At 58.6% G+C, this 14,983-nt stretch carries 3 protein-coding genes; all 3 read right to left on the minus strand.

The window, feature by feature from the left end; translation table 11 throughout:
- Positions 1 to 141: 141 nt before the first annotated feature.
- Positions 142 to 3,342 (minus strand): cell wall-binding repeat-containing protein, encoded by a 3,201-nt coding sequence (locus G1C94_RS05780; protein WP_172146021.1) that lies wholly within the window; start codon positions 3,340 to 3,342, stop codon positions 142 to 144.
- Between the two features lie 315 nt (positions 3,343 to 3,657).
- Positions 3,658 to 7,356 carry a cell wall-binding repeat-containing protein gene (locus G1C94_RS05785; RefSeq protein WP_172146040.1) on the minus strand — a complete coding sequence of 1,233 codons (3,699 nt, stop codon included), beginning with the start codon at positions 7,354 to 7,356 and terminating at the stop codon, positions 3,658 to 3,660.
- Positions 7,357 to 7,944: 588 nt separating this feature from the next.
- Positions 7,945 to 14,919: an InlB B-repeat-containing protein gene (locus tag G1C94_RS05790; protein ID WP_172146043.1), complete on the minus strand. Its 6,975-nt coding sequence runs from the start codon at positions 14,917 to 14,919 to the stop codon at positions 7,945 to 7,947.
- Between the last annotated feature and the right edge of the window lie 64 nt (positions 14,920 to 14,983).

Below are 14,983 nucleotides of genomic sequence, written 5' to 3' on the forward strand. Positions count from 1 at the left end.
GCCATCTGAATAATATGCATAGATGCCTGAGATGCCTCTGACTGGGATGTTTTTCCGGTCAGAGGCATCTCTTTGTTCCAAGGCAGCCGAAACAAGTCGAAACGCATTCCTTGAAAAGGGTTCGACCATTTGGCTGGTTGGTTATGGCTGTTTCATGTTGAGTTTGTCGGCGATGGCGTTGGCGGTGGCCGCGCTCACGGCGTTGGGGCCGCCGGCGACGTAGGCCTTGGTGAGCTTGCCGCGGTAGCTGGCCGAGTACGACACGGTCGCGCTGTTGGGGTCGGCGACCAGCAGCATGGCGGCCTTATTGCGGCCCGCCAGGGGGCCGGCCGCTAGGGCGTCGGCGAAATGCTCGCCGGTGGCATACACCACGCCGTTCATGCCCAAACCGTTCTTCTGCACCCACTTCGCAATGCTCACACTCGTGTCATAACGCGTATTGCCCGACAGACGCACCAGACCGGGCAGGCCCTTGACGAGGCGGGAGGGCACCGCCTGCTCGCCGCCGACGACCACCACGCGCTTGAACTTCTTTAGCGCGCTCTTCTGCTGGGATGTCAGCCCGCTGCTGGGGTCACACAGGAACACCGGCGCCTTCATGGCGTACGCGTACGAGCTGATGCTCAACGCATCCGCATAGTGCGCGCCCGTCGCCACGATCGCGGTCGTACCCCACGACTTGCCACCACGCGTGTACAGCTTGTACGACGTGTCATACCGGGTCGAACCCGCCTGGCGCTCCACATTCTTCGCATATCCGCGCAATTGGGATTCGACGCGCGAGGAGACCGCGCTCGTGCCGCCCGCGACCACGATCCTCGACGGCCTGAGCCGCTTGAGCTGCGCGGCCGCCTGATCCGACAGGGAACCCGAATCCGTCAACACAATCGGCGCGCCCAGCACGCCGGCCAGGCCGGACGCGGACAGCGCGTCGGGATAGTTGCCGCCGTTGGCCACGACCACCGTGCCGGAGGTCTTCGGGAACGCCGTGGCGACCAGGCGGGCCATCGTGTCGTAACGCGTGTCCCCGGCCAAACGCTGCAACTGCGACTGCGACGACTTGGCGGTGACATTAACCGTCAACTTCTGCGCGACAGTCGTGTAATTACGCGTATCCCCCGGCGTGTAAACCGCATCATACTGCTGCTTACCCATCTTCGACAACGTCGTATTGGAGTTCTTCCACGCCCAGCCGGAAGGCAACTTCACACCGGAAAGCTTGCCACCCTGCACACCACTCAAATTCGACGGCGTGGAGTACGACGGCTTCGCCTTGCCGATGGACCAGCCGATCTTCTTGACGCCGCTGGAACCGTCACTCCACACATACCCCTTAGCCAACGTCGCCGTAGCCGTATACGAACCAGCATTCGTACCCGTCTGCCCACTCAACGTATAACCCGTGGCACCATTCACGCCCGTCTGCGACTTGCCGTTATACACCAAACCAGACTTAGCCGTCGGAGGCTTCACCTTAACCGGGGCGGGCGTGGGCTTGGCCGTGACGTTAACCGTCAGCTTCTGCGCGACTGTCGTGTAATTGCCCGTATCCTTGGGCGTGTAAACCGCATCATACTGCTGCTTGCCGGTCTTCGACAGCACCGTGCTGGGAGCTTTCCATGCCCAGCCGGAAGGCAGCTTCACACTGGAAAGCTTGCTGCCCTGCACCCCGCTCAGATTCGACGGCGTGGTGTACGACGGCTTCGCCTTGGCAATAGACCAAGTAATCTTCTTGACACCGCTCGAACCGTCGCTCCACACATACCCCTTGGCCAGCGTCGCCGTAGCCGTATACGAACCCGCATTCGTACCCGTCGTCTGCCCACTCAACGTATAACCCGTGGCGCCGTTCACACCTGTCTGCGCCTTGCCGTTATACACCAAACCAGACTTGGCCACCGGAGGCTTCACCTTAACAGGGGCGGGCTCGGGTTCAGGCTCAGGCTTGGTGGCCGTGATGGTGAACGAGACCTCGTCACTCAGCGCGGTGTAGTAAATGCCGTCATCCGTTTCCCCCGCCTCGACGGCTGCACGCATCACGTAATCACCCGGTTTGGTGGGCTTGTCGGAGCTGAACGCGCCACCCGACGCGGGCTTATAGGTGAACGTCACGTCACCATATTGGGCGCTGCCTTGCGGCACGCTTGGGGTCTTATCTTCATCCCAGCCGGCGATAGCTGGTTTGACCGTCCAGGAATTGGAGGCGCGCAGCATCCACGTTCCATCGCTTTCCTTCGACCAGACGAAATCGGAAAGCTCTGTGGAGAACGCGCCTGCCGAGGGCTTGGCCGCAGTGATGTACGCATACCCCGACCTCAACGAGCCGAACATGGACTTCACCAGCGGCTTGCCGGAAACCGAACCGGCGATGCTCATCTTGCCGTCGGCTGCGCGCAGGTACACGGTTCCGCCGCCCGTGAGATCGCCGTCGATGGTCAGCTGGCCGATGCCGTCGCCGGAACCGGCACCAAGGTTCAGCGTATTGCCCGCGGGCAGGGACAGGTTCTTCAACTCGCTGCCCGTTTTGGGTTTGAACGTGACGTTACCGCTGACGAACGTGTCGGCGAAGCCGCTGACGGCGATCTCGAATGCCGGATTGCTGATATTGCTTGGATTGGCGAGCGTTAATGTCGAGTTCGCGCCGCCACGCACCGGCCCGAACTTGCTGCTGGAAGACAGCGATGTGGCGTTCAGCACGACTTGGGAAGCGGCGGTGCCGCTCACGTCGATGCCGTCATACAGCTGCACGGATGGCGAGACGCTGACGCGGGAGGATCCGGTATATGCGGTGTTGGAGTTTTCGCCAACCCCCATTTTCACCGCTTGCAGTGCGGTATCGGAATTCGGCTTCGTGATCTCCAGTTCGGCCCGGGGACCTTGGCTCTTGCCCTGATTGCGCCAATAGGCGGAACTGCCGCCGAGCACAGTGGGAAGCAGCATATCCCCGGCATTACAGCCGAAATCCCCCAGATCGGCGGAACATTCGTAGAAGGAATCGACATCATTGAGCACGAGCTTGTGGCCGTTGAGGAATATCTCCCTTTGCGCCACACCTCCCAACCCCGCGGCCGAAATGAACCTGACCACGATGTCCTTGAACGTCACATCGGCACCGAGTTCGATGGGGCCGCGGAAATACAGCGTTCCGCCGGAGCTGGCGGCACTGATCGTTTTCGACGAACCGAAGTAGACCGGTATCGACGCACCGCTCTGCTGGACGTTGGGCTGCACCGTCACATCCCCAGAAACCAGAATCTCGCTTACCGAAGCGTCGTTCAGGGCCTGAAGGAACTGGTCACCGCTCGTCACGGTGGCGGTGCGCCCCGTGGTGCTATCGGCCATCGCAACTTGCGTGGTTGTGGATTCCGCCACTGCGGTGGACGTCAGTCCAACACTGCAGAGCAGTACTATTGGGGTCAGAATGGTGGCAAGGGGTCGACGAATCATGCGCGGCCTATCTTCTCTTGAACGGGGATATCTCAGAAGGCACCGGCGCAACTGCTTACATTGCCGTCACGCCCGGCAGACGACTTCTCCTGAGTATTTCTCATTAACTCAATACATCTTGCCTTACCGGGGGGACGCATTGGCCACTTTTCAATAATGGCGAAGTGTGCCTACGGGGGTATTGCGTTTTCAACAAAACTGCTATGAGCGTTACGGCTGTTTCATGTTGAGTTTGTCGGCGATGGCGTTGGCGGTGGCCGTGCTCACGGCGCTGGTGCCGCCGGCGACATAGGCCTTGGTGAGCTTGCCGCGGTAGCTGGCCGAATACGACACCGTCGGGCTATTGGGGTCGGCGACCAGCAGCATGGCGGACTTATTGCGTCCCGCCAGGGGGCCGGCCGCTAGGGCGTCGGCGAAATGCTCGCCGGTGGCATACACCACGCCGTTCATGCCCAAACCGTTCTTCTGCACCCACTTCGCAATCGCCACGCTCGTGTCATAGCGTGTGTTGCCCGACAGACGCGTCAAGCCCGGCAGGCCCTTGACCAGGCGCGAGGGCACGGCGTTCTCGCCGCCGACGACCACGACGCGCTTGAACTTGTTCAACGCGCTCTTCTGCTGCGAGGTCAGCCCGCCGTTCGGGTCGCACAGGAACACCGGCGCCTTCATGGCGTACGCGTACGAGCTGATGCTCAACGCGTCCGCGTAATTCGCTCCGGTCGCCACGATCGCGGTCGTACCCCACGACTTGCCACCACGCGCATACAACTTGTACGACGTGTCATAACGCGTCGAACCCGCCTGACGCTCCACATTCTTCGCATACCCACGCAGCTGGGATTCGACGCGCGAGGAGACCGCGCTCGTGCCGCCCGCGATCACGATGCGCGATGGCCTGAGCCGCTTGAGCTGGGAGGCCGCCTGGTTCGACAGTGCCCCTGAGTCCGTCAGTACGATCGGCGCACCCAGCACACCGGCCAGGCCGGACGCGGACAAGGCGTCGGGATAGTTGCCGCCGTTGGCCACAACCACCGTGCCCGAAGTCTTCGGAAACGCCGTGGCGACCAGACGGGCCATCGTGTCATAACGCGTGTCCCCGGCCAAACGCTGCAACTGAGACCGCGACGACGAGGACTTGGCGGTGACGTTGACCGTCAACTTCTGCGCAACCGTCGTGTAATTACGCGTATCCCCCGGCGTATAGACCGCATCATACTGCTGCTTGCCGGTCTTCGACAGCGTCGTGCTGGAGTTCTTCCACGCCCAGCCGGAAGGCAACTTCACGCTGGAGAGCTTGCTGCCCTGCACACCACTCAAGTTGGACGGCGTGGTATACGACGGCTTCGCCTTGCCGATAGACCAAGTAATCTTCTTAGCACCGCTGGAACCATCGCTCCACACATACCCCTTGGCCAACGTCGCCGTAGCCGTATACGAACCCGCATTCGTAGCAGTCTGCCCACTCAACGTATAACCCGTCGCGCCGTTCACACCCGTCTGCGACTTGCCGTTATACACCAAACCAGACTTAGCCGTCGGAGACTTCACCTTAACAGGGGCGGGCGTGGGCTTGGCCGTGACATTGACCGTCAGCTTCTGCGCGACCGTCGTGTAATTGCACGTGTCCCCCGGAGTGTAAACCGCATCATACTGCTGCTTGCCAGTCTTCGACAGCGTCGTGCTGGAGTTCTTCCACGCCCAGCCGGAAGGCAACTTCACGCTGGAGAGCTTGCTGCCCTGCACCCCGCTCAAATTCGACGGCGTGGTATACGACGGCTTCGCCTTGGCAATAGACCAGCCGATCTTCTTGGCCGCGCTGGAACCGTCGCTCCACACATACCCCTTGGCCAACGTGGCCGTCGCCGTATACGAGCCAGCATTCGTAGCCGTCGTCTGCCCGCTAAGCGTATAACCCGTGGCACCGTTCACACCCGTCTGCGACTTGCCGTTATACACCAAACCAGACTTAGCCGTCGGAATCTTCACCTTAACAGGGGCGGCGGTAACGTTGACCGTCAGCTTCTGCTCGACGGTCGTGTAATTGCCCGTGTCCCCCGGCGTGTAAACCGCATCATACTGCTGCTTGCCCGTCTTCGACAACACCGTGCTGGGATTCTTCCATGCCCAGCCGTCCGGCAGCTTCACGTCGGAAAGCTTGCTATCCTGCACACCGCTCAAGTTGGACGGCACCGTATACGACGGCTTCGCCTTGGCAATAGACCAAGCGATCTTCTTGACGTCGCTGGAACCGTCGCTCCACACATACCCCTCGGCCAGTGTCGCCGTCGCCGTATACGAGCCGGCATTCGTAGCCGACTGCCCACTCAACGTATAACCCGTAGCGCCATCCACACCCGTCTGCGACTTGCCGTTATACACCAAACCCGACTTAGCCGTCGGAGGCTCTACCGCAACAGGCTCCGGCTCAGGTTCCGGCTCGGGCTCAGGCCCCGGCCCCGGCTCCGGGCTGGCAGTTTCAGAGAAATAGTATGTCAGAGTCTTTGCCGTTGAATCCATGACGATTCGGTCATTTGCCGAATCATTGCCGACATATTGATAACCCGCAACACTGCTCGGATGCGTAACCTGATACGTCTCACCGCTGCCCAAATAGACCGCAGCTCCACCCACGTCCTCCAGCTCGCGCTTAGTGTCGCTGTCCACATACTTGATATTCAAAGTCGTCTGCTCGTTCGACGCCCAAAGATTCTTATCCGTTGCCAGAACTTCACCAGTATCCGCGTCGATAACCTCTCCGAGAATCGTCTCGGTCCCCTCATAACTCCCATCGCACTTCATCTTGACGGAAAGCGACCGCAAGCTCTGCCTGCTATCCATGCCGAGATACTTTTCAGAATCGCCATAATTTGAAACAGCAAATGTCTCTTCCGCGCGCTGCTTCACGTTCCCATCAGCATTGGAAGTCTCCAAGCGCAGCGTAATATTGCGCTTCTTCTCCTTATCGACATTCTGGACGACCGTCCTAAACTCGATCTCGCTATCCTTGCAGTTGCGCATATTGCTCGAGCCGGACCTGTCGCTGATCCGGTACAAACCCATCGCATACGGTTGCGTTGTTACCGGGTCATGCTCTTTCGTTATCTCTGGATAGGCTATGTGCATGGGTATGGTCTTGCTGAGGTTGTTTGCACAGAGAAGATACCGTGCAACCTCGAGCCTGCAAACCTCACAAAGACCCCAGCCGCCAACCTCTGTTCCATAGCCATAATTACCCAACGCCTTCATAAAGCAATAGCTTCCGGGAATAACCACTGAAGCACTACTGCCTTTTGCAATGCCGACGCCGCCGAACCCGAGCATCTTGCGCCATTTCACCAGTTCGGCCGTGCCGTTAGTGGCGGCGTCCACATTTGCGTAGCCGGTATTGGAATCGTATTCATCCCAAATCCATCCAATTTGATGGGATATTTCGTGAGCGGCCATAGCGCCTGTCGTTGTGCCGTCATCGTTAAGGGACGAGATCGAATACCCGTCATTAATAAATGCTCTGCCGTGATAATGCGTGCTGTTCGAGATAATGTGCACGCTCGACACCTCTGGCACAAAGCTCGACGACGAAGTCAGGACCTTGGCGGAAACCTCGTCGCGCAGGTCAAAGATGCGCTGCTGAAAATCCAAGTCCGTCCTTATCGTTGCGGCCCTGCTGTTCGCCCGATGGCTGACCCCCAGATAGGTATCTTTCGCGAGCCCGTCTGTGACGCTCACTCCGCTCTCTTTTGATTCGACGCACATTGCGTAAACGTTGATGTAATTGGAATACTGCCTGTATGGTTCGAGGCGGAGCAGCGCTTGCGTCCTCTCCTTGACGTGCTGCAGGAACTGCGCCTGCTCGTCTTTCGTGTATCCGTCCCCCATGAACAGCATCACGAACGCGTTGTCGTCATCCACATTTTTCTTGATCGTGTGCACGGGGAAGGTTGTCGCCTCAGTGCTTTGCGCTGCACTTGGCGCTTGTGAAGATGTGTTTTCTGAAGATGTATCGGCGGATGGGCTCGCCAGGGCCGTGCTGGGGACAACCCCACCGAAAAGCATTATCGCCAGAATAAACGCAATGATTCTGCTGGCGGTTTTATTCATTGCGATTCCCTCTTTGCTCTTCATTAATTTAAGTAACTTATATCGATAACGCGACGTGAGCCCCAATGGAAGTGAACACCTTGGACATAACCCCACATCCTCCACTTGTGGGGAACGGCTGCCCCGCTCTTCATCTGTTTCGAGACCTTCCGCCCTTGCAGGAGGCAAGGCCCACATCTGCCATATTTTGCTGTGCTTGCAATTTTTTCCTATGAATAAAGACTGCAATCGTCGCCGACATCTTCGCCAAGAATGGTAAAGCGCTGTATTACTACGAAAAGAACAACTCCTTGGAGGTGATGCCGATCTATATGGCGATGTTCCTGTGAGGACCAACGACGAAGGGGTGTCGTCCCGTGGCAACGAGACGACACCCCCTCAGTCAGCCAAGCCGCGCCGTTACGGGCGTTTCATGTTGAGTTTGTCGGCGATGGCGTTGGCGGTGGCCGTGCTCACGGCGCTGGTGCCGCCGGCGACATAGGCCTTGGACACCTTGCCACGGTAGCTGGCCGAATACGACACCGTCGGGCTGCTGGGGTCGGCGACCAGCAGCATGGCAGCCTTATTGCGGCCCGCCAGGGGGCCGGCCGCGAGAGCGTCGGCGAAATTCTCCCCGGTGGCATACACCACGCCATTCATGCCCAAACCGTTGTTCTGCACCCACTTCGCAATACTCACACTCGTGTCATAACGCGTATTACCCGACAAACGCACCAAGCCCGGCAGGCCCTTGACCAGACGGGACGGCACCGCCTGCTCGCCGCCGACCACCACGACGCGCTTGAACTTCTTCAACGCGCTCTTCTGCTGGGATGTCAGCCCCGTGTTCGGGTCGCACAGGAACACCGGCGCCTTCGCCGCGTACGCATACGAGCTGATGCTCAACGCGTCCGCGTAATTCGCGCCCGTCGCCACGATCGCGGTCGTACCCCACGACTTGCCGCCACGCGCATACAACTTGTACGACGTGTCATAACGCGTCGAACCGGCCTGGCGCTCCACATTCTTCGCATACCCACGCAGCTGGGATTCGACGCGCGAGGAGACCGCGCTCGTGCCGCCCGCGATCACGATGCGCGACGGCTTGAGCCGCTTGAGCTGCGTGGCCGCCTGATCCGACAGTGACCCCGAATCCGTCAACACGATCGGCGCACCCAGCACGCCGGCCAGGCCGGACGCGGACAAGGCGTCGGGATAGTTGCCGCCGTTGGCCACAACCACCGTGCCAGCGGTTTTCGGGAACGCCGTGGCGACCAGACGACTCATCGTGTCGTACCTGGTCGAGCCGGCCAAACGCTGCAACTGGGGTTGCGACGACGACTTGGCGGTGACGTTGACCGTCAGCTTCTGCGCAACGGTGGTGTAGTTGCGCGTGTCCCCCGGCGTATAAACCGCATCGTACTGCTGCTTACCCGTCTTCGACAGCGTCGTGCTGGGGCTCTTCCACGCCCAGCCGGAAGGCAACTTCACGCTGGAGAGCTTGCTGCCCTGCACCCCGCTCAAGTTGGACGGCGTGGCGTACGACGGCTTCGCCTTGGCAATAGACCAAGTAATCTTCTTGACACCGCTCGAACCGTCATTCCACACATACCCCTTGGCCAACGTCGCCGTAGCCGTATACGAACCCGCATTCGTACCCGTCGTCTGCCCACTCAACGTATAACCCGTCGCGCCGTTCACACCCGTCTGCGACTTACCGTTATACACCAAACCCGACTTAGCCGTCGGAGCCTTCACCTTAACCGGGGCGGGCGCGGGCTTGGCCGTGACGTTAACCGTCAGCTTCTGCGCGACTGTCGTGTAATTGCCCGTATCCTTGGGCGTGTAAACCGCATCATACTGCTGCTTGCCCGTCTTCGACAGCGTCGTGCTGGGGCTCTTCCATGCCCAGCCGGAAGGCAACTTCACACTGGAAAGCTTGCCACCCTGCACACCGCTCAAGTTGGAGGGCACCGTATACGACGGCTTCGCCTTAGCAATAGACCAAGTAATCTTCTTGACACCGCTCGAACCATCGCTCCACACATACCCCTTAGCCAACGTCGCCGTAGCCGTATACGAACCCGCATTCGTACCCGTCGTCTGCCCGCTAAGCGTATAACCCGTCGCGCCGTTCACACCCGTCTGCGACTTGCCGTTATACACCAAACCCGACTTGGCCGTCGGAGTCTTCACCGCAACCGCGCCCGCGCTGTAGGAAACCGTTTGAATCACATCGTCGTTGCTGACGTCCTTATTTCGCCCTTGCACGTTCACTTGCAGTTTCTTGGTCTGCGTCTGCTTCAGGTTCGAATAATCGACATCGAACGTGAACACGACATGTTCGTTGAAACCGCCCGATTTGGATACGGACTCATTGTTCGCATCGTTGGAATACTGGGCTGAGGTAATCGGCCCATCCGCAACCACGCGAATCTTCGCGGCACCGGGGATCGTCGCATTCGCAAGGTCGCGCCACGTCGTTCCCCCATCGGTCGAATATTGCGTCTTAACCGTGGCCCGGGGCTGATCTTCCGTCACGGCCGCATAGGCATTGACCAAACCGGCGCCACGATATTCCTTCCCATCCGTGGGCGCGGACAGTTGCGCGTACAGCTCCTTGGCATGCTTCTTCAGCAGCGCCTCAATCTGCGAGGGGGTGTAATCGGGATGAATCGCCTTGAGCAAAGCGGCGACGCCTGCGGCATGTGGCGCCGCCATCGACGTGCCGCTCATGGAACATGTGCCTTGCAGCGAGGCGTAGCAGGTGGAGGTGATGTTCACACCAGGAGCGGCCACGTCAATGGAGTTCACGCCGTAATTGGAGAACGAGGCGCGCGACAGCGAATCATAAGAATATTGCTTGGTTTTCTGCACTGCAGAAACCGAGATCACCCCGTCAAGCATTGCCGGAATGACAACGCCGTCACCGGAAATCTTGGCAGCGAGCGAGCTGTCCCCGGCCGAAGCCGTCTGCCCTTGCCCAAATACCGACGAATCCTCCGCATTCGACTCCCCAGGGCCGAATACAGGCGGGGTATTATCCTGCTGCAACAATCCATTGCGCTGAACCTGATAAAGATTGTCCAGATCGAGATCCTCATTCATGGCCGACGCCACATTCACCACGCCTTGGCTCGTGGCGTAATTCACGGCGCGTTGAAGCACTTCTTGAGCAGCGGCATCCAAGGAACTCGTATTGGGATACATGGGAGTGTAGTTGCCGAGACTCGCGTTCGTGACATCCATATGCTGCTGCCCAGCCCACATATAGCCGCAGACTTCCTGCTCGGTATCGGTGTGATTATTGCGCAACACCCTAATCGAGGCGACCTTGGACGTCGGCGAAACACCATCGACGCCTTCACCGTTGTTGGCGGCCGCGATGGTACCTGCCACATGCGTGCCGTGGGTGCTATCGTCCGCCCACCACAACGGCTTGCCGGTGGAAGAATTGGTGCCTTGCTGCGGCACGCCGTTGACCACGCAACTCACCGACTGGCTTTCGTCAATCTGATCGGTCAAATCGGAGTTGCTGCCAAAGATACCCGAATCGATAACGCCCACCAGCGTCGGGCGCAACGGCACATCGACGGCATGGGCTTTATCGGCCTGCACCGCACCGATGCCCCAAGCCTGGGTCATATCCGACTTCGGGTCGGAGGACGAATCCGTTGCGCTGATGTCCGGCATCGAAGACGAATCCCAAGCCGCGGCCGAAGCGATTTCACCTTGCTCGACATCACCAGTGCGCAGCTCGTCCGCATACAAGCTGCTGCTTCTCGTGAATGCAACGGAATTCACCGCGATGCCGTTCTTGACGGCCCATTGCGCAAAATCCGTGGCGAAAGTCTCGTCCTTCGATTGCACAAAGAACGAGTCGATCTGCGAATAGTCCATGAGCAAATACGAATCCAGCATCTTCGCGCCCTGCTTTGCGCGGGCGAAGTCTTCACTGGAAACGCCTTGCTTCAGGTTGATGACATAATTGGCCGGAGCCTGATAGGCGTCGCCGACGTTGCTGGCGCGCGCAACCGACGGTTGGTTCGTGCCGACATACACGGCGAATGTCGTCGTCTTGCTGGGGTCGGACCTCAGTTTCACGGTCGCATACTTCTTGCCGGATGTTGCCATGCTCGGGCTTGAAACCGTGTATTCGCCGGAGCTCAATGTGCGAACACTTCCGTTGGACAGCCGCGCCTTGACCACAAGACCCGACGTGTTGAGCTTGCCGCCGACATTGTATTTCTGTGTCGTCGGGGGTGTGTCGACCACGATGGCCTCGATGGTGACGCTGCCGTATTGCGCGTACAGCGTCACGGTCCCCTCGGTTGCGAGGGACAACACCGATTGGCGGGGTTGGTATTGCGTGCCGCTGCCGTTCGCCTCGGTGTTCCACCCCACGAACGACAAGCCCGCGGGAGGGGTGTAGGTATTGTCGGCCAATACTGACACCTTGGCGTAGGTCATGGTTTGGTCGCTCATGCTACCTGTGCCGCCGTTGGGTTTGAACTGCACGGTGTAGGTGTTCGCCTCCCATTGCGCGTACAGATTCCTGTCAGATTCGGGCAGATCCGTCACGGTTTGATCCACTTCATAGCGCGTGCCGGTGCCATCTTTTTGGGTGTTCCAAGATTCCAGATGGTATCCATCGCGCGTAATTGGCGTGCTGGGCGCGAGTTTCGCTGCGGTATGAAGCGGCAAATTCGCAGCGGACCAGTAGGATGTGTCACCGTTCGAACTGAACTGAACCCGGTATGTTTGCGTCTTCCATTGCGCATACAGCGTTGTGTTCTGACTGAACGCGTACGAACCATAGTTGTTATAGGCCGTGCCTGTCCCGTCTTTCCTGGTATTCCATCCAGTAAAAGTACATTCCTCTTTCGTGAACTTGTTGGACGAGAGGCTTTGGCTGACACCCGAAGCGAAAACCTGCGATCCCATGCTTCCGGAACCGCCGTTGGCATTGAAGCTCACCGTCACCAGCGGCACATTGCTTTCGACGACACGAACAGTGCGGCTGATATAACTGTTGGTGTTCCCCGCGGCATCCGACACGGAATAACTGACGTTATACGTCCCGACGGTATTGATATCGAAGCCGCCGTCATTCGTCACGATTATGCGCGAGGTTACGTCGCCGTCTTTGTTGTCTGTGGCTTTCATGTCCTTCGTCAGGGAGAACGACGTGTCCCCCTTATGCGCGGCGATGGGAGCATAATCGGTGACCTGGGGATGTGTGAGATCACTAATTGTCACGCGCAGTCTGGCTTTCAGATTGGGATAGCCGTCCACTTCGCCGTTTTCGACAAAAGCCTTTTGTCCCCAATCCAGCTCATCGAGCTTTGCGGCACTCACGTTCTCTGTAGTCCATGATGCCGCGGCCCGTGCCGTACTGCCATCGGAAAATCTAACGGTGACGTAATCGGGGTAACGGGGCACAAACCACCATCCTTTTTCAGTGGCTGCGTCCGCAATATCTACGCTCACGGGGGTGGCGCTGCGCCACTGGGCGTATAGCGTCAAATCACCGCTCGGATATGGTGCCGAATCATCACTCGACTCGTAAAAGTTCAGATACTGGTTGGCCAGATAGCTCTGCCCGCTGCCGTTAGCTTTGGTGTTCCAGCCCGTGAAGGTTTTGCCGCTATTCGTGAATTGATTTGTCTTCAGAGAGAAGCTGTCCCCGTACTCGAAATGCTGCACTCCCATTTTTCCAGTGCCGCCATTGGCGTTGTATGTGATGGAATGCGAAATGCCTTTCCAACGCGCATGAAGGGACAGGCTCGAAGTGATGGGGGTGTCGAAATCGAACTTCAGCTCTTCGCTGTTCTTCCAATAGAACCACCCTTGGAACTCATACCCCTCACGAACCGGATCGGCTGGGCGGGTGGCTTTCTCCCCTTCCGGCACCCATTGGGAATCAATGGACGTGGGCGTGCCGCCGTTGGTGGAGAAAGACACGGAATATGTGGCGGCGGCATTCGGCTGCCATCGCGCATACAGCGTGACCGTTTCATCGTTCGTCGAGGTCAGATTGGAAACGGACTGACCGAGCGAATAGTTGGTCCCGGAACCGTCCGAACGCGTGTTCCAGCCGACCAGCTTGTATCCGTTGTATGTCAAACTGCTGCCAGTGGGGAGGTTTTGCGCCTTATCATAAGTGAAGATCTGGTTCGCGATGGAACCGCTCCCGCCATTGGTGTCATATTTCACGCTATAGGTATTCGCCGTCCACTGCGCAGTCAGATTCATCACGTCACCGGAGACCGGCTCGTTGCTGAGCGTCGCGCCGTCAAGGTACTGACCTTTCGTGGAGTCGGAAGTGGTCCAACGGTCGAATCGATACCCCGTTTTACTGAACTGATTCGCTTTCAGCTTGGTCGCCGTATTGCGATCGACCACCTGATCGGACATGTTCCCGGTGCCGCCGTTGGGTTGGAACTTCACCGTATACGTGCTGGGTTTTGCCGTCCAGTGGGCATATAGTGTCAGATTCGAAGTCACCGGATTGCTGAAGTTATATTGAGTGCCGCCGGTGGCGGAAGTGTACCAGCCCTCGAATGTGTAATCGTCACGGGTGGGATCGTCCGGCTTGGCGGCGCACTTACCGTCTTGGACGGTCTGCGACGGCACTGAGGAGCCGTTGGTGGAATCAAACGTTACGGTGTGCTCCGCGGGGGTGCTATAGCGTTTCAGCGCGTCCTCCACCGATTCATTAGTACCGCGATCGGTGTTGTTGCCTACATAGGCGATTTCCAAAACGGTGACTGTCGCGCCTTTCCAGCTTCCGCTGCTGACCTTCGCCACGCCGATGCCGGCGACATCGGCCAGCTTGCTCACCTCGGTCAGATAATGCCCATAACCCTGCTCACCTGTCTGCAGTTCCTCAGCCCAGGAACTGACGGGATTATGACTTTCCTCCTGATCTGGATAACCCAGGGCAAGCGCCTCCGGGCCGAAAGACTGTGTGTTGGACTGATAGTCCGACGACTCGGTCAGATTATATTTGCCGCACCAGCTGGGCCTGCCATTGGCCATGCCATCGTGACTGATGCTGCCTTGGGCCGCAAGCTCGTCGGCCCGCTTCTGCGCCCATCCCATAACATCCCAATTCACATTCAGAGCACTCACGGGTTTACCATCGGCGGTATCACTCGCAATCTTCGATTCGCTGACATTATTGGCGTCCGCGATCTGCTTGGCACTCAAAGCGGTGCGCGTCTTCGCACGCAACTCATTGAGCTGCTTCATGTATTCCAACGCCTGCTTGACATTGGCGGTATCACTGGCGGCCGCATGCGCCCCGGGCGCAACGAACCCCAAGGCAACACACATCGCCAAAGCGACAATGGCGGCGAAACTTACATTCAAAAACTTATGAACCCTGTTCATTTCTCTTCTTCTCCCAAGGAAAGGGGCATATAGGGTCAATGCTATACCCCCACAGACGCGCGCG

It is taken from the genome of Bifidobacterium panos (assembly GCF_012932445.1).
In the GTDB taxonomy this organism is placed as follows: domain Bacteria; phylum Actinomycetota; class Actinomycetes; order Actinomycetales; family Bifidobacteriaceae; genus Bifidobacterium; species Bifidobacterium panos.